This is a genomic window from Tunturiibacter gelidiferens (genome assembly GCF_051013345.1).
In the GTDB taxonomy this organism is placed as follows: Bacteria; Acidobacteriota; Terriglobia; order Terriglobales; family Acidobacteriaceae; genus Edaphobacter; species Edaphobacter gelidiferens_A.
Genome location: NZ_CP132939.1, coordinates 4967189 through 4990718, shown reverse-complemented (window position 1 = coordinate 4990718; position 23530 = coordinate 4967189). Strand labels below are relative to the sequence as shown.

Here is a 23530-nt window from a genome sequence, read left to right as displayed (position 1 = left end):
GGAGCGGCGATCACTCGGCTGGTGGCCTATGTCGACGCCGGCAACTCCGCAGAACATGCCACGGCGCTAACGGCGGATCTGCTTGCGATGTTGACCGGCGCACTGCCTGAATACATGATTCCTGCGGTGATTCTGCCGTTGCCGCAGCTTCCGCGATCCCCAAACGGAAAGATAGACCGCAAAGGTTTGCCGGATGCGGAGAGTTTTCTCAAGGCAGGTCTTCATTCCGCGCAGCGGCCGTTCACTGCCCCTGTGACGGCGGATCAGATGAAGCTTGCAGAGATTTGGGCTGAGGTGCTCATGCTCGATCGCGTTAGCATCACAGATAGTATCTTTGAACTTGGAGCGGACTCTTTGCTCATCTTCCGAATCGCCGCACGCTCTCAGAAGGAAGGTTTGAACGTCACCGCAGCGCAGATATTCAAGCATCGGACTATTCTGGCCTTATCCGATGGGTTGGGGGAGCAAGCGGAGACGAAATCCAACACGATCAAAGTAGCACCGCGAATTGCTGTAGCTCCACGAAAGGCCTATCGCGGTGAAAGCGGGACGCGCGGATGAAGCAACATTCCCAGTCTGCGACGGGGGTCACAACGAATACTCCTGAGGAAACGCCTGTCGTAAGCTCGACAGCGCAGTCGGCGGACGAAGTGTACGTCATGCCTGCCACACAGGGACAGGTTCGCTTCTGGTCACTGGATCAGATGCATCCCGGAAATCCTGCGCTGAACATGCCGCTGATGTGGCAGTGCCGCGGCGAATTGAATGTGGATTTGCTGGCGATGGCTTTCACCCTGGCGGTGCGACGACATGAGATGTTGCGAACGACCTTTGCGATGGTGGATGGAAGACTTTCGCAGATCATCGGGGGACCCTACAGTGTTGCACTGCCGGTCAAGGATTTGCAGGACGTGCCCGACGCAGCAAACTCACCCGAGGCAGGCAGACTGATCCGTGAACACGCGGCCTACCGCATGGATTTGTTCAATGGGCCGCTTCTCGCTCTCAAGCTGCTGAAGTTTGGTCCGCAGCATCATCTGCTGCTGGTCACGATGCACCACATTATCTGTGATGGCATCTCTCTTGGTATTCTCCTGCGCGATATTGCGGTCTTCTATGAAGCTCTGATGGAAGAGAAGAAGCCTGTTCTGCCGGATTTGCCGATTCAGTTTGCAGACTTTGCCGTCTGGCAGGAGGAGTGGCGAAAGAGTGAAGCAGCAGAGACTTCACTGAATTTCTGGCGCAAGACTCTCGGAACAAACTTTGGCCGACTTGAACTCCCGCACGATGCGACTCCGGAGGGCAGGCGAGACGTTCGTACGGACTCTGAGTCGGGAGACATCGAGACACTTCTTATCTCACCCGAGCTTACTGCCTTAGCTCACGAGTTTTGCAAAAATCAAAATGTAACTCTGAATATCCTGCTGTTCAGTATCTTCTGCGCTCTGTTGCACCGGGTAACCGGGCAGCGGGATATTGTCATTGGATCTCCGTGCGCAAACCGGAACGAAGACACGGAAGAGCTGATCGGGCTCTTTATGAATATTCAGGTACTCCGCGTGGGGGTCGAACCGCAGGAGACCTTTCGATCTCTGCTTACGAAGGTGCAGGACTGGACGCTTGGTGCATACGAAAATCAGGAGCTTCCGTTTGAGGAACTGATCTACGACTCACATTTCTCGCACAACAATACTTCATTTGAGATTCCTATCTTCTTTCTGTATCAGAAGTCGTTCATGGTCATTCAGCGAGTTGCCGGACTTGAGATCACGCCCTTGCGATCAATGAGTCCTGGCGCCGTCTTCGAGTGGATGTTCGCCATCGTCGACCGGCCGGAAGAAGGGCCGCGGCTGCAGCTTGAATATAATCCCAACTACTATCGTCCAGGTACGATCCAACGGTATCTGACCAGTTTCATTGCACTGCTGGAATCTGTCGTGCGGGAGTCCTCGATCCAGTTGGAGAAGATGGCTCCGGCGGACGATTTTCTTCCTGCCAAACTGCCCGATAACCAGAACCAACTTGTATCTCGCAGAAACGTGCGGCCACTCCATGAGAAGCAATTTGATGGTGGCGCAGAGATCATGGAGAAGTTGGACGAACAGGTCGCGACTATCAGCGATCCGATCGAGATTCAACTGCTCGAGCTTTGGCGCTCGATGCTGGACGTCGAGGAGATCTCAGCTGATACGAACGTCTTTTCTCTCGGAGTGAGTTCGCTCTCGATCCTTCGCCTTGTCACGCGGATGAACAGCCTGTATTCCATGGGTTTTGGCCTTGCCAGTCTGATCTCTGCTCCGACGATCAAGATGGTTGCAGAGCTGGTCCGCAGACGCTACGCGCCTAACACGGTGACGTCGCTGGTGCCGATTCAACCTGTCGGCACGAAACGGCCTCTGTACATCGTTCATGGTGCGGGAGGAAACGTAGTCAACTTCTATGGCCTTACGACAAGAATCGGTGCGGATCAGCCAGTTTACGGGGTGCAGGCCCAGGCGCTTGAGCTCGATCAGCCAGCGCTCCTCTGCATCGAGGATATGGCCGCTCATTATCTGAAAGAGATTCGACGAGTTCAGCCACAGGGACCATATCACCTGCTCGGTTATTCCTTCGGTGGAATTGTGGTCCTTGAGATGGCCCATCAACTACTTGCTGCGGGCGAGACGATTGGCCTATTGGGAATGCTGGACACGAGAGCGAGAGATTACATCGAAGGATGGCCGGCCGAACTATCGTCTAGCAATGGGCGTAGTCAACGCGGCGGTCTCGCTGGATTTTTTCGCAGCCACACAGGTCATGGAAGCGCCAAAGGATGGTGGGATTTTTTCTCAAAGATCTCGGAGAACGCAGGGTTCGCTACACGATTACAATCGCCGCCCGAATGTTCTCTACCTTGCCAGCTTTCCTCAAGAATACCCACGAGATCAACTCCGTTGCTGCGCGAAATTATAAAGTGAAACCAGTATCACGAAAGTTGACTCTATTTCGAGCTGCGAATCAGGCGGATAGCAGCATCCCTTCTGACAACGGCTGGTCGCCGATCTTCAAAGGCGGAGTCGAAATCCATGAGATTCCCGGGGATCACTGGCAGGTTTTGTCCGTTCCGGGAATTGACGTGTTAGCGAAGTCGATCCATGGGTGCCTCAGTCAATTTGATGAGCCGACGGGGTAGGGTGTTCCGGTCCGCCAGGATGGTGCTCTATCGAAAGAGGGGCGGCCTTTAGCGTCGTCTCGACTGATGTTGCTTTGGATTCTGGACTCCAGTGCTCGATCTTCACTTCGTGAAACGGGCTAGAAATTCCAGATTCGAGGAGATCCGTTTTTTTCCTCGAATGGTCTGATCGAAGAAGGCGAGTATGTAGGCGCGAACGATAGTTTCTATACGTTCCGGTGAAATATGGCTGGGTTCTGTCCATTTGCGCAGCGGGCTAACGAGAGGATGATCCGTAAAGTCCATATGTGAGGTGTTGCTGATGGACACCTTATACCCGCCAAACTGCCTTAGACTTGTATCGACCTCGTCGCGGTCGGTAGCGTCTAGTTCCGCCTCGGCCCGTGCGGCAGTTCCCAGTGTTGCTGGATCTGGTGGCGGGGCGCCGTTGCCTACTCCGTAGAGAAACATCGTCGGCTGGTTATCCGCGCGCTGCCGAAGATCTCCGAACGTCCAGCCATCCATATTCACAGCGGATTGGATTCGGGCATCCACGGAGCACAACTGTATTGCGGCTGCACCGCCGAAGGAATGACCCAAAGCCCCGGCTCGCTGCGTATCGAGTCGACCATACCAGGGGCTCTTTTGATCCAGATTCTCGTTCTGCAGCGTGTTCAGAACAAAGATCTCGTCGGCCACCCATTTAGTGAGCTCCTTATTCCAGGTATCAATAATTTCAGTGGTTGAATGCAGATTGGTATCCAGCGCGTCGCCACCGTTGCTATCTTCGACGATACGATTCCCCGGCAACGCAACCCGACTGGAGTTGTAGGTGTGGTCGATCGACGCGACTACATACCCATGGCTGGCAAGGTCCTCTGTAAGGAAAGTATCCTGCGTGCGTCTACCTGCCCAGGCATGGTTAAACAGCAGTACGGAAACGGACCGCCCTGTGCCGCCACGGGGGCATCCTCTCTTGAGTTGGTCCAAAGGACGCTTCGATAAGAGGTGGCGAGAATTGTCTCGGACGTCGTCTGATAGGCGGCCAGATGATTGTTCGAAGCATCGGCCGGGTACCACAGTTGCACCACGAGTTCTCTGGATGTTCCGGGCTTCTCCGCCCTGTCATCCATGCGACTCGAGTCCTTTAGATAGATGATCCGTGTTCCGACCGGGTAGGTTCCAGTTGGTTTCGGGAGAGTAAACATGGGCACGATCAGAAGCAGTCCGAACGTCGTGATGGAAAGCAGTGCGACGGTGATGGCTACGGGGCTTCTCATCGCTGGATAGCGTGAAGCTCGACGAGATGCCGGTATCAGTTGCCAGGCCACGAGTAGGATGAGTCCTGCAAGGACAGGAAACATTTGCCAGTGTGTTCCCTCGTGAATTACATGCCAGGTAGCGACGAGCACTCCAAAGACTGCAAGAGGCCTCGACCAGTGAGCGACCGATTTCGTCAACTGCGCCACGGCGGCAACAAGCAGGATTGCAATCAAAATGACTTCAAATAGTCGCATAGACTGTCGAGTGCACTCATCCGGCGGCATGATGAAGCAGCTCGGATAACTCCTAATCGAACCCAAGTGCTGCCAGTCGGTTGAAGCCAACCATGATGATGGCAGGTTGAAGGTCAGGAACGATCTTTATTGAAATTGGGGAATGCATTTAGTGCAAAACCAAGTATTTCAGGCCATGAGAATCCACGCCTGCTCTAAGTTGCTCGGACGCTCTTACGAAGACTTTCTCAAGGAAGATAACTTATGCAGGGCAGCCTTCGCGGCGACTACAGCAACCATGGAGTGAGATTTAAGGTAATCCACCGTGGGAGATTGGCCGGGAGGACGCGGAGTCAGGCCAAGTGTTCGAAGAGCATGGTTCGCGCGATAGGTATTGGCTCGAAGAGTGTCTTTGAACTGAACGTTGACGTTGAGCGAAACAGAGACGTTGTCGTCGTTTTCGACCCAGTGAGGACAATTTACTGGAATATGCACACCGTTTCCTGGTCGCAACTTATAAGAAGTAGCGCGGCCCTGAAATTGTGGTTTGTAGACAGGCGCATTGTTATCAACCGTCCAAAAACGCTCGATCTCCTCTTCAGGGAGAACCTCTCGATCCGCACGGTCGAAGATGTGAATCGTCTTCGTTCCCTTGATCTGGAGCAGGAAACTGCACTCTCGATCGATGTGGTAGGTTGCGATGCGTTTCGGGGAGGTGACGAAGATGAGCGCGTCTTCGCGGAGAATTCGAGACTTCAGATCTTGATCAATTTTCGATTTGATCTTTTCCCATCCGCTGCCCAGAAATATCTTGTATTTGAAGTCCTTCTGAACGTCCTTGAATAAGAGCCACGCCCCACAGGTCTCGATACGTTCCATCGTCTCGACGACCGAGAACTGTTTTGCAGGCATCTGATCCCAACGCTGGTCGACCCGGATATTCCCCGCATCGTAGTAGATGCCTCCTGGTCTGTCTTTTTCGTGCGATCCGCGAGTTCCATGAGTTGGGGGATCTGCAGCAGAGGATGTTCCGCGAGGGAATGCGTGATCTCGAAGTGTTCTCGATCGAATCCACTGCTCAGTCGACCACTGTCGGTCGTAATCCAGCACTCTTGAAGAAGATCGTTTGAAATGGTTTGAGTTGACATAACTAGCACGTGCTCCCAGGCCAGAAATTTCACGCAAGTCTATTCTCTAGATTCGCGGCCGCACAATGAAAATGTAAGTACAGTTTAGTAACTTACTAAAGTAATTTTTGAGAAACTCAACCTTACATCGGTCTGTCAATATCTCAGGTACAGGGTATAGCTTTTTCTCAGGGGAATCACTCAAAATCTTCAACTGCGATCAGCTTTTAAATTGGCGGCTTGCGCGCGGATCAACGGAAAGGAACTGAAAAACAGGGCGATTGTTGCAACTCCAAAAGCGAACTAAAGACGTCTCCCTTTCACCTCCACTTGCACCCCGGCGCCGGCAAGGCTGTTGCCAGATCAATCAATGCACACATCGAACTATGCGGTCGGAATTGTTTACTTCGGGATACTCTGGGTGTTATGGAAGTGGACCTGATTGATGGAACCTATGAGCTCTTCAGGCATTTTTATGCTCTGCCATCGGCTAAAGACAGCGAAGGCCGCGAGGTGGCTGCCGTGCGCGGCGTCCTTGGCTCACTCTTGAGCATGATGCGGGCCGGTAGGACGTACATCGGGGTGGCGACAGACCATGTGATTGAATCCTTCCGGAACCGAATGTGGCCTGGATATAAGACCGGACAGGGCGTGGACCCCCAGCTGCTAGCACAGTTCCCGTTGCTGGAAGAAACACTCAACGCACTCGGAGTGGTAGTGTGGGCGATGGAAGAGTATGAGGCAGACGACGCGCTGGCGTCGGCCGCTTTTCTCGCTGGAAAGGACCCTCGAGTTAAGCATGTTGTCATTAGTACCCCGGATAAAGATCTCGCACAGTGCGTTCAGGGAACGCGAGTGGTGCAACTTGACCGTCGCAGGCGTATCGAGCGGGATGAACAGGGAGTCGTACAGAAGTTCGGAGTCAAACCAAGCTCCATCCCGGACTATCTCGCTTTGGTTGGTGACGCAGCAGACGGCTATCCTGGGCTGCCAGGATGGGGTGCGAAGTCTGCTTCAGCGGTCCTATCGCGTTTTGGCAGATTAGAAGCCATCCCACCCAACGCATTGGATTGGCAGGTGAACATCTCCAATCTGAAAAGTCTCTCAGAAGTCTTCAACAGTAAGCGATCTGGCCTTTCTCTTCCGCGACCTTGCTACGCTTCGAACTGATCTTCCCCTCTTCGCGACTGTTGATGACCTGCTCTGGACGGGGCCTACACCTGCCTTTCCTCCCATGGCAGATCGCCTGGATAACGCTAAGTTCTCGGTGAAGCGCGGTCCGCGTTCCCAGGGAAACGGCAAGATTCCGATCCGCGCCAAGCCTGTGTGACTTGGCTTATTCCCTTTAAGGTTTAAGGAACAGTAACTGACGACAAGCCGGCTTTCTATGGGCAGGTCACAGCTGTCAACATCAGTTTTTCCTTGAAGACGCTGATTCCCCGAATCGCGACCACGTCATCGGTTTATATCGCAAGCCCGGTGCGGAAAGGAACTCAGTGCGAACGCGCATATAAGCGCTCCTGAGAAACGCGATTCTCGTCAGTAACTCAACACCGATGCGGACGTGGGAACCCACGATTAGTTCGAACCTGTGGACTCTCAGCACCGTGTGCAACTCGCGTTGGGTGCGGTAGTGGTGTTTAGGGGCACACGCCAGCAACCATCGCACGCCCTGCACCTCACCCATCCGCAAAGTGCGGTCGCTGATGCTGACGATCCGACGATCTAACCGGATATATAAAGAGGCCGGTTCACAACCAAAGAGCCGCTGGGAGGCGTCCCACCACACTGTGCTTGTACCCGAGTCGATACGCGAGTTCTTCCGCTGCAAGATACTGCGTCCCCTGCTACGTCTGCTACGCGGCGGTGTGACACCCCGGCGTCTGGCGTGGAGTTTGGCATTGGGAATAGTCATAGGGATCAACCCTTCGGTGGGAATCACCACGGTCCTGGTGGTTATGCTTGCATGGGCCTTCGGCCTGAATCAGATCGCATCCCAGATCGGTGCACATGCGATGACGCCCATTCACTTGCTCCTGTTTGTCCCGTTCATTCAATTGGGGGTACATCTTTTTCACACTAATCGCCTTCCCCTGACTCGACAGCAGATCGAGCATCTGAGCCATCACCCTTGGAGATTGATTCGCGACATCTGGATATGGGAATGGCATGCACTGGTTGTGTGGGGCCTGGTGGCTGCGATCGCGATGCCAATACTTGCCGTGTATCTTCGACGCGCCCTGGTGCTGCTGATGCGTCGTCATCGAACGTTGTTCCGTTCGCGCCCCGCGCTACGCTGATTGGATCGCGGCGTTTTCATACGGTATACCGTTTTGCGGACTCGACCTCTCGCACGCACAGGTGATCATTTCCCAGAAGCGGCATATCAGTACTAATCCTTGGCGAAGCCCATAAATTGCAGAACCGAAGGCAGTTTCGCAATTACGAATTGATCTTGTCAGAAATTCTGTTCTTATCAACTGATCGCCGAGGGTCAGTGGAGAGTCCCACACTGGAAATCAGCGAACACTACGGCTTTACCAGGGCTGATCACCGAGATGTGGAACTGCATAGGCCGTCAGCGAGGCTCTAATCAGGTCTGGACTACGCTTAGGGAAAGAAGCATAATGTCGTGGACAAGAAGGCATTCGGGATGACCCCGTTGAAAATCCGTGTCCTTGAGATGGCGGAAGATCTGAATCAATTCTTCGCAGAGGATATTGGAACAATTAGGGATGCTGATCACTGCCAAGGGCTCATTCGCGGGCGCGACGTTGAGGGTTTTCAGGACGATAAGCAGTAAACGAAGCGGCAGCCGACCATCGTCTTCCGTTGGTGCTCAGCGTGGTTGCGTTTGATGCGGGGATTGGATCCAGGCGCAGCTGACCGTCAATCTGGCCGCTGGTGGAATTGCCGGACGGGAAAAAGAGGGCTCCGTTCGCAACATTCACGGCGCCAGAGAAACTAAGCATGGAGGGAAAGAGCCATGGAATATAAGGTCAAGCGCATTTCGACAGCTGGGATTGCTGTGGCCAACTCGAAGGCTGAACTCTATCGCTCGCTCAACGAACCGGAAGAGGCAGAGTCGATCTGTCGCGATATCCTGACCATCGAACCGCAGCATCAGCACGCATTGCGTTTACTTGGTCTCGCCCTTACAGATCAGTTCACCGGTCTTGGGTCTGATCGTTACCGGGAAACCGAAGAGATCTTCCGGCAACTCAAGGATCCGTACGAGCGCCTCTACTACACTGGGATTCTGCACGAGCGACGCGCAAAAGCCCAGCTCAACGCCGGGCAACTGCCTCGCTCCCTGGTGGCGCTTTTCGACCATGCTCTGCACCATTTTGCAGAGGCTGAGAAAATCCGCCCGGCAGGGAACGACGATGCCATCCTTCGCTGGAATCGCTGCGTGCGGCTGCTTCAAAATCCAGCCTATGAATGGGGAGAATTGGAACAGGAGTTGGTTCCGTTTGATGTCCAGGACGCCGGGCCGAGATAGCAAATCTTCCCGGTATTGGGAGAATGAGTTTTTAGTTAGAGGATTCGGAACAGCCGCTTGAGGGGATCGAAGTAACGGTCCACAACGCGCTCCTTGAGAGGGATAATCGCGTTCTCGGTAATCGTGATGGACTCGGGGCAGACCTGCCGGCAACAAGTCGTGATGTTGCAGTAACCGATGTTGTGCTTGTGCCTCAAATCGGTGATCCGATCTTCGGTGTCAAGCGGATGCATTTCAAGTGCGGCAGCATAGACGAGCAGACGCGGACCGATAAATTCGTCGTGCTTGTGGTGTTCCCGCAGAACGTGGCACACATCCTGGCAGAGAAAACACTCGATGCACTTGCGAAACTCCTGCACGCGCTCGACGTCAGCCTGCAGGATGCGCCATGTTCCATCGGCCGCGTCGGGTGGGCGGGGCTTGAATTGCTTGATCGTCTTCTTGGCCTCAAAATTCCACGAAACATCTGTGACCAGATCGCGTATGACCGGAAACGCGTGCATTGGCTCCACGATGACCGGCATATTCAGGTCGATGGCACTTAGCCGGGTCATACACATGAGGCTGGGCATGCCGTTGATTTCGGCAGAGCACGATCCACATTTTCCAGCCTTGCAGTTCCATCTCACCGCCATGTCGGGTGCTTGCTGCGCCTGGATGCGGTGCACCGCATCCAGAACGACCATGCCCTCCTCCACGGGTGTTGTGTAATCCTGGAACGCGCCGCCCGCGGGGTCTCCGCGCCAGATGCGAAATGTCGCTGGTGTGGCCATCTCTTTCGTCTCCCGCTACTTCATCTCTTCAATCACTTTCTTCAACCCATCGGGCATTGGCGTAAGGGCGCGCTTCTCAACTTGCATCTCATCGTTTGCGCTGCGACTGATGACGATGTTGTACTTTCCCCACTCCGAGTCCTTGTTGGGGAAGTCTTCGCGGAACTGCGCGCCGCGACTTTCTTTCGCAGCAGCGCAGCACGGGTAATTGCTTCAGACACGATCATCATGTTTCCGATATCGATCGTCGTGTGCCAGCCGTTGTTGTACTCGCGATTGCCTGCTATGCCTGTTCGCTCTGCCCGCGCGCGTAATTGCCCGATCGCGTCGAGCGCCTGTTGCATTTCACTCTCGACTCGCACGATCCCGACGAGGTCCTGCATGGTTTCCTGCAGATCGTATTGAATCTGGTATGGGTTCTCGCCGGCAGGGCCACGGTCAAAGGGAGCGAGGGCCGCTGTTGCGGTGGCCTGAAGCTCCTCCTCGTCTATCGTTACAGGGCCGTTGGCTTTGGCGAATTCTGCGGCAAAGCGTCCCGCACGCCTTCCGAATACAACGAGATCAGACAGGGAATTTCCGCCCAGCCGATTCGCGCCATGCAATCCTGCTGCCGCCTCCCCTGCGGCGAAAAGCCCGGGCACATTGGACATCTGCGAATCGCCATCGACGCGAATTCCGCCCATCATGTAGTGAGTCGTTGGACCGACTTCCATCGGCTCTTTCGTGATGTCAAGATCGGCAAGCTGCTTGAATTGGTGATACATGCTGGGGAGCTTGCGTTTGATATGCTCCTCTGACTTCGGCATCCGCTCCTTGATCCAGGAAATATCGAGGAAGACACCGCCGTGCGGCGAGCCCCGGCCCGCCTTGACTTCCCGATTGATGCACCGCGCAACATGATCCCTGGTGAGCAGCTCAGGCGGACGGCGCGCATTCTTATCGCCTTGCGTATACCGCCAGCCTTCTTCTTCAGAGTCCGCAGTCTGCTCCTTATACAGGTCAGGGATGTCGTCGAACATGAATCGGCGGCCTTCGCTGTTGCGCAAGACGCCGCCTTCGCCGCGGACACCTTCGGTTACGAGAATGCCGCTCACGCTGATCGGCCAGACCATGCCGGTGGGGTGAAACTGAACGAATTCCATGTCCTGGAGTTCGGCTCCGGCACGATACGCCAACGCAAGGCCGTCGCCTGTATATTCCCAACTGTTGCTGGACACCTTGAAGGCACGCCCGATTCCGCCGGTGGCCATCACCACTGCCCTCGCCGCCCACAACTGGAAGCGGCCCTTCTCGCGGTCGTATCCGCAAGCTCCTGCAATGCGATTTCCGTCGAGCAGCAGGCTGAGTACCGTGCACTCCATGTGGACTTCCATCCCAGTATGGATGCCGTGGTCCTGGAGTGTGCGTATCATCTCCAAGCCGGTGCGGTCGCCGACGTGGGCTAGCCGAGGGTATCGGTGTCCGCCGAAGTTTCGTTGAAGAATCTTGCCGTCCGTCGTGCGATCGAAGAGCGCGCCCCATGCCTCGAGTTCGCAGACGCATTCGGGAGCTTCTTTGGCGTGGAGTTCGGCCATGCGCCAGTTGTTCAGGTATTGACCGCCGCGCATCGTATCGGCGAAATGAACCTGCCAGTTATCGCGATCGTCGACATTGGCCAGTGCTGCCGCGATGCCTCCTTCGGCCATTACGGTATGCGCTTTGCCGAGTAGCGATTTGCAGACCACGCCCACCTTCGCACCCGCGGCTCCAGCTTCGATGGCGGCGCGCAGGCCTGCTCCGCCAGCTCCGATCACGAGTACGTCGTAGGAGAACCGCTGGAATTCCGGCATCTAGAGAATTCTCCAGTCATGCCAGATGCCCATCGAACAGAGACGGATGTAGATATCGGAAAAAGCAACCCAAAGAAGGCTCGCCCATGCCCACTTCTTATGCCCCGCATTCAGTAGGCTCACGAAGTTGTAGATCTTGTGCCGAACGGGGTGGTCCGAGATCTGGTCAAATGTTCCGCCGATCAGGTGTCGGAATGCATGACACCCGAATACGTATCCAGCCAGGAGCACGACATTCACGACCAAAACGAGGCTCCCAATCCCGATCCCAAATCCCTCAGGAAAAAAGAAAGACCTCAACGCGTCGTAGACCAGAAAGCCCCAGATAATGTACGAGAGCCTCAGAAAGTAGCGATGAAAATTCTGCATAATGAGCGGAAAGGTTCTCTCCCCCAAATAACTTTTCCGGGGCTCACTCACCGCACATGCCGGAGGATCGGCCCAGAACGATTTGTAATACGCCCCGCGGTAGTAGTAGCAGGTCACACGGAACAGGCCTGGAATCCAGAGAATGAACAGCGCCGGAGAAAAGGGTAGAAAGTTCGGATACCATCCCGGTTTCGGCCCAAACAAGGCGTGTGGGGAGCTGCCGAAAAGCTCTGGTGAATAAAACGGTGAGATATACGGACCATAGGTGTAATGGCTGTTCTGAAACGCCGCCCAGTTGGCATAGACGAGAAACGCGCCGAAACCCAGGAGAATTGCCGCCGGAGAAAGCCACCAGGCGTCGCGCCGCGATGTTTGGCCGAACTTGCCGTCTTTCCAGACTACGTCGGGAGCTGACAAAAGTCCCTCCACGGCGGAGGGCATTCGCAGACTGCGCCCTTCCCGCCCCGATCGCATCGGATTGTATAGCAAGAACTCTACCGTCAGCCACTTGCCATGTGAGTCAGGCGGAATCCGGACTGACAGTCATACGAGCCGCACTGCTACTTCTGGTTCAGGCTTGCACGATTCCCAGCCATGCATCGAAGTCTCGCCCTTGCGGAATGCAGCGCCGTTGCCAATAGCGGCAACGATACCAAATGCGCTAAGTGCGAAGGTGGTCTTGCCCAGATCGATGCCAACTGAATGCCCTATGCAGCGGCTGAGGTTGTCCGCGCTTTTTTGAACAGAGCCCCAGCGCGGTCCGCATGAGCAGCTTCTTTTATTTGCCTCCGCCGTGCCTCTTGGGATCTTTGCCGTCACCATGGTTAGCCGGTTTAGTTTTTTGGGAGTTCGGGCTGCCGGTACGAACATAGCGCTCTTCGGCGGATTGACGGCCTCCAACGTGTTGATCCTCTCCGGCCTATTCGGCTGGGTATTGTCTTTGCCCGACGTTGCCGCGTCTGTATCGATGGTTCGCGCCATCTTCTTTCTCAGCTTTCTGTTCGGCGGAGCCGCCTACGCGGTCGGCTTCGGCTTGCTGGCCGCAGGGGTGTCCGTCACGAGCTATTTTTACCATCTCCTTCCGCGCTGGTTGATTGCACTCGGAATGCTCGTCGCAGTTGCGGGAGAGTTCTCTTCGCTCAGCCTGGTCGCATATCCGGCGAATTTCCTGATCCCGATCACCCGCTACCTGGGATTCGTCTGGAAACGCATCCGGCGAATATCTGGAGAATTTTAGGCGCTTGTCTGCTTGTCGGTGGAGTAACTCTCATCGCGAAGTTCTGAATGAGGATGTTCCTCCCCAGCATCAAAGAAGGGAGGTCAGGAGAGCATGATGAATATTCATTGGGCGCACTCGGGTCCATCGTTCGTCGCCAGTTTTCTGGCATGTCTGGTGGAATGTGTCGAGGCGCTGACGGTTGTCCTGGCGGTTGGAAGTGTCAGAAGCTGGAGTGGAGCTTTGAGCGGAAGCGCTGCGGCCGTAGCGGTCCTGCTCGCCCTCATTGCCGCCCTCGGGAATACACTGACGCGGATTCCCCTTCACACGCTTCAACTCGTGGTCGGTGCGCTGCTTCTGCTCTTCGGACTCCGCTGGCTTCGTAAGGCCATTCTTCGGTCCGCAGGCCAGATTCCTCTTCATGACGAGCAGGCTGCTTTCGCGAAGAATATCGCCGCCATGCAAAAGCTCGGCGGTGTTCGGGTTGGGATCGTGTCGCATTCGCGGCAGCCTTTCAGATCATCATGCTCGAAGGGACTGAGGTCGTCTTCATCGTGATCGCGATTGGCGCCGGCGGGGCGGGCCTCCTGGTTCCCGCAAGCGTCGGAGCTCTCGCTGCTCTCTTTCTGGTTGGTGGGCTTGGCTTCGCACTTCATCGGCCTCTCAAATGTTCCAGAGAACAAGCTGAAGTTTGTGGTTGGCGTTCTACTCTCCGCGTTCGGAACGTTCTGGGTGGTAGAGGGAATAGGGCTGTACTGGCCCGGAGAGGACTGGTCCATTCTCGCTTTGGCTGTCGGTTACCTTGCCGCTGCACTTGCCACCGTCAGGTTGTGCCGCACTGAAAGCAGTTTGCCCACGTCTTCGGGGATGCGGAAGGAGACTTCGAATGAAGTGGCTTAGAACAATCTGTCGGGAGATCCTTGGTCTCTTCGTGGATGATGGCAGCTTCGCGGTCGCGATCCTCGTGTGGCTGGGAGTGGTCTGGTTTATATCAAGACACATGGGGTCAGGAAGCGTATGGAGCGCTGTAACCCTACCCGCCGGCCTTGTGCTCATTCTGATCGAGAGCGCTGTCCGCTTCAAGAAGCGCAAGAGTAGACCTTCCTAGCCGTCCGATTTTGCTGCCTTCGCTAGTTCGCATTCCACTGTACATAAGCTGCACTATCGGACGTAACTTGTTTATTATCAGTAGTATCACTTATAACGCACTTCGCCTTTTTTCCGCAATCTGGAGCTACACCATCACTTGTGAGTGCGTCGTACGTATTATTGGATTTCCAGACCACCATTTTGTGAGTCGCTCGTGAAGTACAACAGGCTTTCTGGCGTAACCAACTCCAAGTAGTATCCACTGCTATGGCTGTGCGTAGTAGCCATCGCGCGTTCGAGCGTTCAAACCGGATTGATCCAACGTCACAACAATGTGATGGTACTCAGGATGCAACTTATTACGCGCGAATTTGCCAACGAACTGGCGCAGACCGCAGGGCGCGCTGCGAGCCAGGGATGAAGACGATGCGATTGACGAAAGAGGGCGAGCAATACTTTGCGCACTTTGCGAAACTGCGTGGGCGGAGCTGAAACCTTGGCCCATTCTTGAGTCGTCTCGGATCAATCGACGTAGACTCGCCGGGATTACGAGGGGTTGGGCACACAATAGTAAGGTTCGCATGAAAAAGCGGGTTCAAATCGCGTATGCTCGTCGCCGGAGTCGCCGTCTGCTTTCCACCGAGGCCAGCCAACGCTCCAAGCGAAGCGATGTTCACCTCGCCGAGCCTGAGCTTGTTTCAGCTCATCGAGTTCCCGAAGCTTCTGCTTGACCGGATGCCTACCTCTGCAATATCTGGATCTCCGGGAGGAACTCATTCGTGAGTTACATGCGTTAGATCTCCTGTCGAAAATTTGCGCGAATCCTTGATATGTCCGGAAGTTGTTATCCATGGGTCAGTAGTCAACGATGGAGGGCCACCGTGCGAGCCTGTTTCGCCAAGTCCGGCGGTTGTCGTGTTTCCGGACAAGATTTGACTGGGGCCTCTTGTCAGCAGAAGGCCCACCAGAGTGTGGAGAAGGCCGAGGAACGATTGACGTCGCTGTATCTTGCAGCTGATTTACACACTTGATTGAGTAAGGATCGCAGGGGTACAGGAGAAAGGCATCGAGACAACCGTCCGGATAGTTGCATGCCGCCGGGTTGCCAATACCTGCGATCACACCCTCCTCGTTGATGTAGCTGGCTGCCAACATTTCGAAATTTGAGCCCTGCGGAATGAGGTCGTTCAGGTCGTACATCCTGCCGTCCTGCCAGAGCACGGGAAGGATAGTTTGGCAATCCGCCAGAAAGGACGTGCCGACTACCTGCCGCCGGGAGTTGATGGCGAAGGCCTGGCTGCTGCAGCCGAAGTTGCCGAGGTCATGCATTTTGCCGTTCTCCCATAGGAAAGCGTCGGAGTAAGCGTCTCCCGAGACCTGGGCAAGCCCTACGACGACCCCATCGTCGTTCAACCCGTTGGCTGCGCCGTTAGTTCCGCCCAGCGTGCCGAGGTCGTTGAGTATGCCCCGGTCCCACAAAAAGGGATGACCAGCGTGGTCTCCTGCCAGGTTGGAGAAGCCGACGACCTGACCACGGCTGTTCAGGGCATTCGGAATTCCGATCGTGCCTCCCAGCGTGCCGAGGTCTTGCATGCGTCCACGGCTCCAGAGAAACGGATCGACGGTAGGAATTCCTGTCGTCGCATTGGTTGTGGAATTGGTTAAGGAATCACCTGCGACTTCGCCGCGTTCGTTAATATAGAAGGCGATGCTGTCGGGACCTCCGAGAGTTCCCAGATCCTGCATGGCGCCGTCTTCCCAAAGGAAAGCGTGGACCTGCGTGGCGCCGATGAAGAACAGCAGACTGGAAAACGGATCAAGGATTGAGTTGTAGGCATTTCCGGTGACCTGGCCGCGGTCATTGATAGCAGCGGCGTAACTGTTGTTTCCGCCAAGCGTGCCGAGATCGATGATTTCGCTGTTACGCCAGAGGACGGCTTCAATCTCCGGCACTCCGGTGAGCGGATCGACGGCTCCATTCGTGGAGAAGCCTGCGACCGACCCAAAAAATTGATTCCCTGACCGCAACTGTTTGTACCTCCGGGAAGCGCGCCCAGATCTATAAGGCGGTCGGCGCGCGTACGGAAGGCGTGCTGAATGTAAGGGTCACCTCCAAATAGAGGATTCCCATTGGCGGAATTTGGATCGAGTTCAGCGGTGTCGGCACAGTTCGTAGCCAGGACTCTGAACTTGTTCAAATTGTTGTTGAACTCGGAGAAGGTGCTGACGGGACCTCCAAGGGTGCCCAGATCGACGAGCCTGTAGCGGGGATGGTGTTGTGGGTCGTGACATTGAGCAAAGATCCATTGGGGTGCGAGTGTTGCCAAGAAAAAACCGAGTGTGAGACAGACTACTGATGGTGTGCGCCGCATGGTGTCCTCCATTCGATAGCTGGTGTGAAGCGTTGCCTCATCAGGTTAGATACTCTGGGCCATCCGGGCATCCAGCAGCCATGCAATCCGTGTCACTCTCAGATCACTTCTAGATCACTCAGAGATCCTGTTTAGAATGATTGGCTTGGGATCACCTCTTTTCGGCTGTGGCCAGAGCAGTGTACTTTCTTTCGATACCAGCCGGTTCTGGTAACAATCCATCGAGGTGCAGCATGCAGTTAGGGGCAAGAGGCCGTTCTTTCTCGAAATTTGACGACTTTGTCCTGGATATTCGCACCGGTGAGCTCAGCAAGGCCGGGGGCCAGAGCATCCGTCTTCCTGAGCAGTCATTCCAGATTCTGACCATGCTGCTCGAGCGTCCGGGTGACGTGGAGAGCCGGGAAGAGATACGCAAAAGGCTTTGGCCCAACGACACTGTCGTCGAGTTCGAGCACAGCATCAGTGCCGCGATGAACCGATTGCGACAGGCGCTTGGCGACAGCGCCAGCGATCCTAGCTACATCGAAACTCTGGCGCGGCGTGGTTATCGGTGGATGCGGTTAGTGGAATGGAGTGACAACCGCAACTGTTCCGACACGGTGGAAACGCCGGCTGCATCTGCCGCATCCTCTTCCCCCAGTCTCATCGGCAGAAAGGTCTCGCACTGCCGCGTTCTTGAATTTATCGGCGGTGGAGGAATGGGTGTCGTCTATAAGGCCGAGGACATTAAACTCGCCCGGCTAGTGGCATTGAAATTTTTGCCCGAGGAGCTCAGCGGTGACCAGCAAGCGCTTGCCCGCTTCGAACGCGAAGCGCGCGCCGCCTCATCCTTGAATCATCCGAATATCTGCACCATATATGAGGTTGACGAGTACCAAGGCCAACCCTTCATTGTCATGGAGTTTCTCGAGGGCGATACCCTGCGGGAAACAATTTCCGCGAATGCCGGCCATGAACCGCAAGAGTTGACAAAGCTGCTCGCGTTGGCGGTCCAAATAGCAGAGGGCCTGAAAGCAGCCCATGAAAAGAACATTGTTCATCGTGACGTCAAGCCGTCGAATATCTTCCTCACCAAACGTGGCGTAGCCAAGCTTTTGGATTTTGGGATTGTCAAGTTGTTGGAGCCGGACCGGCCGGCAGCTCCGGAAGTCCGTGGTGTTCCCCCAAATATAACTCCACAAACGGATGCCAATAAGTTTCGGGATCTCCACCTCACCCGCACCGGCGCCGCCCTGGGAACCGAAGGCTATATGTCTCCTGAGCAGGTGCGTGGAGAGGATCTGGACGCCCGAACCGACCTGTTTTCATTTGGCCTCGTGTTGTATGAAATAACCTCCGGTCAGCGGGCATTCACGGGAGATACTGCGGCAATGGTCGAGGATGCCATCCTTCATCACTCGCCGACTCCCGTGCGACGCCTGGCACCAGAAATTCCCGGCGCACTCGAGACCACTATCGATAGAGCCCTCCAGAAGGATCGCGAGGTGCGTTATCAAACCGCGGCCGAGATGATGGCTGATTTGAACAAGATTCTGACTGCGATCAAATCTGAACCTTCCGCAACATCGCCTTCCCAAGTCTCCACTGCTTCACGCCCATCGGCTCAATCTCCGTCACTGATCCGCACACCAATTCTTTCTCCACTAAGAATAGGCATCGCCGTGGCAGCATTGCTTGTGGTCTGCGCCACCGTCGGTTCTAGGTTGTGGATAAAATTCCGGCCCTACCGGCACGCTGAAACCAAGGAACAGCAGCTGACGATCAATTCCAATGACAATCCTGTGTTCGACGCTGCGATCTCCGGGGACGGGAAGTATCTTGCGTTCAGCGACAGTTTTGGAATCCATCTCCGGCTGCTGCAGACGGGCGAGACGCACGATATCGCACAGCCGGCAGAATTTCGTGATACGCAGATCTTCTGGCGCATCCGGTGGCTCCCAGACAGTACACGATTCTTAGCGGTATCGATACTGAACAAGGATCTCCCTCCGATTACCTGGCAGATATCTGTCGTTGGGGAAACACTTCGCAAAGTTCTCGACGATGCCCTCGTAATGTCCGTTTCTCCTGATGGTTCTACTGTGGCCTTCACTAGGGTATGGAGGCGGGAGCTATGGTTGATGGGCCCCCACGGCGAGACGCCGCGGAAGCTATCCGATGCGGGCAATCGCAGCAGCTACTGGAGCGTTGTGTGGTCTCCAGACGGTAAACGGCTGCTCTACATACGGAATGATTGGAGCGGACCTGGCCTCAAGGTAACAATGGAGACCCGGGACCTAAAGGATCGACCGGTGACGACCCTGCTCTCCGATGGCAGACTGCGGAGCCTTCACTGGCTGGGGGATGGGCGCATCCTATATGTGCTGGGAGATCCGGACGTGAGCGGCGACACCTGCAATTACTGGGTTACGCGGATGGATCTGAAGACCGGAAAATTTTCGTTACAGCCGACCCAACTGACGCACAGCGTCGGTTACTGCATGAATGCCACCTCGTCAACGTCAGACAGCAAGCGGCTGGTCTTCCTGAAACAGTCCAATGAGTACAGCGTTTACGTAGCTGGCCTTGCATCGGGGGCTACAAGCATCACGCCGCCAAAGCATCTCACGCTCACTGCGGCCGAGGAGTTTCCTTCTGCCTGGTCTCCGGATAGCAAGAGCATCATTTTTGTCTCGAATCGGGACCGCACGTGGGGATTTTATCGGCAGCCTCTCAATGAAGGGCCGGCGACTCTAATTCAGACTGGCATTGATTCCGAAGGCCTGGGATACATTTTCCCGCGCGTGAGTCCAGATGGCAAATGGCTGATATACGCTGCATTTCCTAAAGCTTACGAACCCGGAAATAGAGTGGATCTGCTGAGGGTGCCGGCCGCGGGCGGTCCTACCGAAAAGATCCTGTCGGATGCGATCTTCGATACTCCTCGTTGTGCTCAGTTTCCAGCCATCGGATGCGTGATGGCGACGCTTGCGGATAGAACTCACCTGGCATTCTTCAGCTTCGATCCGGTGCTTGGACGTGGCCATGAGGTCGCGCGATTTGAAGTTGAGCCGGAGCGGGACTATGGATGGGCTCTTTCCCCGGATGGGGGCAGAATCGCCATCACGGAAAAGGCAACCGCGGATATCCATATCCTTTCCCTTGCAACCGGTGCCGATCAGAAGGTTACGGTGCAGCACTGGAACAATCTGTAAAGCCTGGATTGGACCTCTGACGGAAAGGGCTTCTTCACCTCCAGCTTGCAGCCCAGCGGGGTCTTACTTCATGTCGATTTTCACGGTCGTGCCGATGTCTTATGGGAGCCGAAGGGCGTGAGCATGTCGTGGGCTGTACCTTCACCGGATGGTCGATACGTAGCGATGCCTTACCTCGCCCATAACAGCAATGCGTGGTTGCTGGAGAATTTCTAAGAACCTGTCCAGAAACTAAGATATACGTCGGAGCAGTTGGTGAGCGAAAGCGATATGGATGATGGTTTCTGCCGAGGTATGCCCAGTTCATAGTCCTTGGATAGTCGGCGGGGCTCTGGTGCAAACAGCATTCTGGAACCGATTAGAGTAGTGGATTGAGGCAATGAGGACCGATAGATGGGCGAGCTGAAGGGGATGAAGGAGCTGTTTGCGGGGCGACATTTTGATCGCGAGATCATCGTCCTGTGCGTGCACTGGTATCTACGCTACAAACTCAGCCTCCGTGATCTAGTCGAGATGATGGCCGAACGCGGGTTGGATATTGCGCATACCACGATCATGCGCTGGGTACAGAGATATGTTCCGGAGTTCGAGAAGCGCTGGAATGGCTATGCACGCAAGAGCGGTCGCTCGTGGCTTCGCACGCAGCTGCGCGCACCTGTCAGCATCACGCTTGATGGCTATGCCGCTTCGCATCGAGCAGTGCGTGAAATTCCAAACGAAGACGAGGCATGGAAGCGCACCCCACTGCGATCGTCGAAATACCTGAACAATCTGATCGAACCGGATCATCGGGGTATCAAGTCCCGAACCAGGCCCATGCTCGGCTTCAAGAACTTCGACTACGCCGCCATCACAATTGCCGGTGTCGAACTACTCCACCGTATTCGCAAAGGTCAATTTGCCCTGCATCGCCTACGTCTCAAAGATCAAACTGCGCCTGCGATCTGGAATGCAGTCCTTGCTGCATAAACCACTGTCTCTCCAGTCGCCTTAACGTGCATACCTCAATATTTGCACCAGAGCCATCCTAAGAAGCGCAGAGCAACGGCCTGAGCGCTGAATCAGACAGCATGAACGCCACAGCCCTCCAAGCTACGCCGGGAGTCGTCCCCCAACCGCCTGGTGTAAAAGTGCTCAAAATGGTTCCCGGACATCGTTTTGAAGTTGCTGCTCACCATCTGGTTATGTCCATCTCAGGGGATGCTCAAGTGCGTGTTGCCTGTCGGAATATCGCGCTCAAGCGAGGCAGGAGCAATCCCATCCTTGCCTGTTCTGGACTGTGTCCAGCTGAGATGAAACATGGGGCCTGCATTACGTAAATCCAAAGTGAAGTGTCCGTTCTCTGAATGCCAGCTAAAATCAACAACGCTGTTGCCGACGCGGACATGTTCGACATGCAATAAATGCCAAGAGGTAGGGACCTGCGGCTCGAAGTGCAGCACGTTCTTCCGTCCTTCGGATTCCAGCCCCAGCATGCCGTGAATCGCTGCGGAAAGAAATGCTGATGAGGACCAGGTCTGTTCCGGCACAGATTCGCGCTGCGGCGTAAAAAACTGCCGGACATCACTTCATGCATGTGACCAAGTGAATCGACTGACTCCCAAGGCACGAGACTCTGCCACAAAGTGTTTGCAGTGTCGGGCCGATGAGCCCGCCACATCATCTCGGCCGCCCCAGCCGTACTGAAGGCCCACACACTCCCTTTCGCATATCCGGTCGGATCGTAATCCGGAGCCGTGGTTGGCTTACTGCGTAATCCCCACGGAGTCAAATAAGGTGGGGTCGCAAGCAGGTCCAGAGTTGCTGATGTCTGTTCCGGTGTCGAAGCGCCGGAAGCAATAGCCGCCAGATCCGCTGCGGACGTCCTCCCCGTCGCCGTCCCGGAGCGGGTAAAGCCGCTAACCCAGCGCCGCGCAGTGGAATCCCAGTATCGCGATCGGATGCTCTCCCGGGCGCGGAGACTCGCAGACTCCGCCTGCCGACTCAGTGCCTCATCGTGCATTGACGCAGCAAGTTCAGACATGGCATGGGCTGCACTCACCCAGGATGCGGAGAGTGTCAGTTCGTCTGTGAGGCGATCCTGCTCGTTACCGCTCATCTTGCCCGCCGGTACACGCGGCAGGCCGTCGCTTTTATCCAGCGTGGAGAGACAGTATTGATACGCTTTCAAGGTTGCGGGCCAATGCCGGGAGAGGAAAGCTTGATCCCCGCTGATCCGGTCGTATTCGGCAAGCTCCGTCAGAAAATCGAAGGTTATGTCGACGTGAACATACATGTAAGGATAGTCCTTCGCCCAGTTTATAAAGCCTGCACTTTGAGAGATCTCGTGCCACATCATGCCGTCTTCCGGCTTTTGATACCGGTAGAGAAAGTCGAGTTCGTCAGCGGCCCGCTTGTAGTTACCCTCATGCAACAGCGCCTCCGCTGCCAACAGACCATCTCCAGCGAAGGGCCAGGCGTACTGTGGACGGCGCGAACTGTGCGAAGGCCCATAGCCGGCGACCACAGCGCAGCCGAGACGCGCATTGCACGTCCAGGCCTGCTCCAGGGCTATCTGCGCCCACTGGATCGCACGATTCGCCTCCGCATCAGGCGTAGTGACCTTTACGATCTCCGACGAGCTAAAGCGCTTCCCGTCGTCAATCGCAGAATCCTCGGACACACGCAGCAAAGAAGCTGCTGTCGCATGCACCTCATCCTCCTTTTCACTTTGTCCCGCAAACACCAGCGTCGCGCATTGGCCGCCAGCACAAGGTTTCGGTTCGAGTGTGAGAGTGGTGGAACGATTGAAATCGCTACCGCGGCGATCATTGTTTATTTCACTGTGCTCTGTTGCCTCGGGTGACGAAATGAGTGCTCGGAACTGCTGCGTGGGTTCGCTCAAAAGGAAGCCTCGCGCATCCTGATCCCACGAGGTTTCCTGCCCGCCGATGCCAGCTGGCCACATCAAATTGAGCGACGGCTGAAAGTGAACTTGAATATGAAGATCACTGCGGCCTTCCACGGTAAAACGGACGAGAACACCTGGGTCGTTCGCATGCGTCGCAATACGTTCCCGTACGCGGAAGTCTGGTGCAGTGTAGATACGGGTCACACCAAGGGGATCGATCTCGACTGACGTGAGCATAGTGATCGCAGAAATAGGAGGAGCTTTGGGCAGCACGAAGCTCAGGTGATATCCGGATACGAGCTGTAAGGGGAAACTCCAGAATTCCAGACCATCTTCAGAGTACCCACCCGCGAAGCCTCGAATCCCGTGTGCCGAGATATACCTGTTGGGCTGCGTCAGAGTAGTCGACCACACTGGAAGGTCGAACGCAGCCTTCGGCTCGGTCGCCGATGCTGCCGAATGACTCTCTTGTGCAGAATTGAAGCTGCTGAGCAGGAGGAGGGTTACGAGTAAGCGAAGCAT

General features: G+C 55.4%; 18 protein-coding genes and 1 pseudogene. 10 read left to right on the top strand and 9 right to left on the bottom strand.

Annotated features, from left to right (window positions below; translation table 11 throughout):
* The first annotated feature begins 21 nt into the window (after positions 1-21).
* On the top strand, positions 22-561 hold the full coding sequence (locus RBB80_RS25065; protein ID WP_433965023.1) for a phosphopantetheine-binding protein: 540 nt from the start codon (positions 22-24) through the stop codon (positions 559-561).
* Entirely contained in the window at positions 558-2957 is a 2400-nt protein-coding gene (locus RBB80_RS25060; RefSeq protein WP_433965022.1) for a condensation domain-containing protein, read from the top strand. Before RBB80_RS25065 ends, RBB80_RS25060 begins: the two co-directional genes overlap by 4 nt.
* Before the next feature lie 317 nt (positions 2958-3274).
* Here the strand turns inward: RBB80_RS25060 and RBB80_RS25055 are convergent, their stop codons facing one another.
* From RBB80_RS25055 to RBB80_RS25045, 3 genes are all read right to left on the bottom strand, one after another.
* Positions 3275-4081: an alpha/beta hydrolase family protein gene (locus RBB80_RS25055; protein WP_433969858.1), complete on the bottom strand. Its 807-nt coding sequence runs from the start codon at positions 4079-4081 to the stop codon at positions 3275-3277.
* Entirely contained in the window at positions 4003-4668 is a 666-nt protein-coding gene (locus RBB80_RS25050; RefSeq protein ID WP_433970096.1) for a hypothetical protein, read from the bottom strand. Before RBB80_RS25050 ends, RBB80_RS25055 begins: the two co-directional genes overlap by 79 nt.
* A gap of 213 nt (positions 4669-4881) precedes the next feature.
* On the bottom strand, positions 4882-5757 hold the full coding sequence (locus RBB80_RS25045; protein ID WP_433965021.1) for a hypothetical protein: 876 nt from the start codon (positions 5755-5757) through the stop codon (positions 4882-4884).
* Between the two features lie 443 nt (positions 5758-6200).
* Here RBB80_RS25045 and RBB80_RS25040 point away from each other — a divergent pair, with 443 nt between their 5' ends.
* Both RBB80_RS25040 and RBB80_RS25035 read left to right on the top strand, forming a co-directional pair.
* Positions 6201-6944 (top strand): 5'-3' exonuclease, encoded by a 744-nt coding sequence (locus RBB80_RS25040; protein WP_433965020.1) that lies wholly within the window; start codon positions 6201-6203, stop codon positions 6942-6944.
* A gap of 536 nt (positions 6945-7480) precedes the next feature.
* On the top strand, positions 7481-8074 hold the full coding sequence (locus tag RBB80_RS25035) for a DUF2062 domain-containing protein (protein WP_433965019.1): 594 nt from the start codon (positions 7481-7483) through the stop codon (positions 8072-8074).
* Between the two features lie 456 nt (positions 8075-8530).
* Here RBB80_RS25035 and RBB80_RS25030 read toward each other — a convergent pair whose 3' ends face one another.
* Positions 8531-8746, bottom strand: a complete 216-nt coding sequence (locus RBB80_RS25030) for a hypothetical protein (RefSeq protein WP_433965018.1) — start codon at positions 8744-8746, stop codon at positions 8531-8533.
* A gap of 14 nt (positions 8747-8760) precedes the next feature.
* On the opposite strand from RBB80_RS25030, the gene RBB80_RS25025 reads away from it, so the two are divergent.
* Positions 8761-9276, top strand: coding sequence for a hypothetical protein (locus RBB80_RS25025; protein WP_433965017.1), 516 nt, complete (start codon positions 8761-8763; stop codon positions 9274-9276).
* Between the two features lie 35 nt (positions 9277-9311).
* Here RBB80_RS25025 and RBB80_RS25020 read toward each other — a convergent pair whose 3' ends face one another.
* The 3 genes and pseudogenes from RBB80_RS25020 to RBB80_RS25010 all read right to left on the bottom strand — a co-directional run bounded on the left by RBB80_RS25020 (position 9312) and on the right by RBB80_RS25010 (position 12688).
* Complete coding sequence (locus tag RBB80_RS25020) at positions 9312-10049, bottom strand: succinate dehydrogenase/fumarate reductase iron-sulfur subunit (RefSeq protein ID WP_433965016.1); 738 nt, start codon at positions 10047-10049, stop codon at positions 9312-9314.
* Positions 10050-10064: 15 nt separating this feature from the next.
* Positions 10065-11878, bottom strand: a pseudogene (locus RBB80_RS25015) (fumarate reductase/succinate dehydrogenase flavoprotein subunit).
* On the bottom strand, positions 11879-12688 hold the full coding sequence (locus RBB80_RS25010; RefSeq protein ID WP_433965015.1) for a succinate dehydrogenase: 810 nt from the start codon (positions 12686-12688) through the stop codon (positions 11879-11881).
* A 352-nt stretch (positions 12689-13040) separates the two neighbouring features.
* Between RBB80_RS25010 and RBB80_RS25005 the strand changes: the two genes are divergently transcribed.
* The 3 genes from RBB80_RS25005 to RBB80_RS24995 all read left to right on the top strand — a co-directional run bounded on the left by RBB80_RS25005 (position 13041) and on the right by RBB80_RS24995 (position 14571).
* A complete protein-coding gene (locus RBB80_RS25005; RefSeq protein WP_433965014.1) occupies positions 13041-13484 on the top strand; it encodes a hypothetical protein in 444 nt (147 codons plus the stop codon).
* Positions 13485-13577: 93 nt separating this feature from the next.
* Entirely contained in the window at positions 13578-14021 is a 444-nt protein-coding gene (locus RBB80_RS25000) for a hypothetical protein (protein WP_433965013.1), read from the top strand.
* Between the two features lie 328 nt (positions 14022-14349).
* Positions 14350-14571: a hypothetical protein gene (locus RBB80_RS24995; protein ID WP_433965012.1), complete on the top strand. Its 222-nt coding sequence runs from the start codon at positions 14350-14352 to the stop codon at positions 14569-14571.
* 836 nt (positions 14572-15407) lie between these two features.
* Here RBB80_RS24995 and RBB80_RS24990 read toward each other — a convergent pair.
* Complete coding sequence (locus RBB80_RS24990) at positions 15408-16580, bottom strand: hypothetical protein (protein WP_433965011.1); 1173 nt, start codon at positions 16578-16580, stop codon at positions 15408-15410.
* A gap of 577 nt (positions 16581-17157) precedes the next feature.
* On the opposite strand from RBB80_RS24990, the gene RBB80_RS24985 reads away from it, so the two are divergent.
* Together RBB80_RS24985 and RBB80_RS24980 are read left to right on the top strand one after the other, a co-directional pair.
* A complete protein-coding gene (locus RBB80_RS24985; protein ID WP_433965010.1) occupies positions 17158-20118 on the top strand; it encodes a protein kinase domain-containing protein in 2961 nt (986 codons plus the stop codon).
* A gap of 411 nt (positions 20119-20529) precedes the next feature.
* Positions 20530-21087, top strand: a complete 558-nt coding sequence (locus tag RBB80_RS24980; protein WP_433969856.1) for an IS6 family transposase — start codon at positions 20530-20532, stop codon at positions 21085-21087.
* 235 nt (positions 21088-21322) lie between these two features.
* On the opposite strand, the gene RBB80_RS24975 is transcribed toward RBB80_RS24980, so the two are convergent.
* Entirely contained in the window at positions 21323-23530 is a 2208-nt protein-coding gene (locus RBB80_RS24975; protein WP_433965009.1) for an amylo-alpha-1,6-glucosidase, read from the bottom strand.

What these genes read in the sequence shown, in the direction of transcription:
- RBB80_RS24980 (WP_433969856.1), top strand. Translation starts at nt 20,530, where the DNA reads ATGAAGGAGCTGTTTGCGGGGCGACATTTTGATCGCGAGATCATCGTC.
- RBB80_RS25050 (WP_433970096.1), bottom strand. Translation starts at nt 4,668, where the DNA reads ATGCGACTATTTGAAGTCATTTTGATTGCAATCCTGCTTGTTGCCGCC.
- RBB80_RS25000 (WP_433965013.1), top strand. Translation starts at nt 13,578, where the DNA reads ATGATGAATATTCATTGGGCGCACTCGGGTCCATCGTTCGTCGCCAGT.
- RBB80_RS25030 (WP_433965018.1), bottom strand. Translation starts at nt 8,746, where the DNA reads ATGCTTAGTTTCTCTGGCGCCGTGAATGTTGCGAACGGAGCCCTCTTT.
- RBB80_RS24985 (WP_433965010.1), top strand. Translation starts at nt 17,158, where the DNA reads ATGCAGTTAGGGGCAAGAGGCCGTTCTTTCTCGAAATTTGACGACTTT.
- RBB80_RS25060 (WP_433965022.1), top strand. Translation starts at nt 558, where the DNA reads ATGAAGCAACATTCCCAGTCTGCGACGGGGGTCACAACGAATACTCCT.
- RBB80_RS25040 (WP_433965020.1), top strand. Translation starts at nt 6,201, where the DNA reads ATGGAAGTGGACCTGATTGATGGAACCTATGAGCTCTTCAGGCATTTT.
- RBB80_RS24995 (WP_433965012.1), top strand. Translation starts at nt 14,350, where the DNA reads ATGAAGTGGCTTAGAACAATCTGTCGGGAGATCCTTGGTCTCTTCGTG.
- RBB80_RS25020 (WP_433965016.1), bottom strand. Translation starts at nt 10,049, where the DNA reads ATGGCCACACCAGCGACATTTCGCATCTGGCGCGGAGACCCCGCGGGC.
- RBB80_RS25035 (WP_433965019.1), top strand. Translation starts at nt 7,481, where the DNA reads ATGCTGACGATCCGACGATCTAACCGGATATATAAAGAGGCCGGTTCA.
- RBB80_RS25010 (WP_433965015.1), bottom strand. Translation starts at nt 12,688, where the DNA reads ATGCCCTCCGCCGTGGAGGGACTTTTGTCAGCTCCCGACGTAGTCTGG.
- RBB80_RS24975 (WP_433965009.1), bottom strand. Translation starts at nt 23,530, where the DNA reads ATGCTTCGCTTACTCGTAACCCTCCTCCTGCTCAGCAGCTTCAATTCT.
- RBB80_RS25025 (WP_433965017.1), top strand. Translation starts at nt 8,761, where the DNA reads ATGGAATATAAGGTCAAGCGCATTTCGACAGCTGGGATTGCTGTGGCC.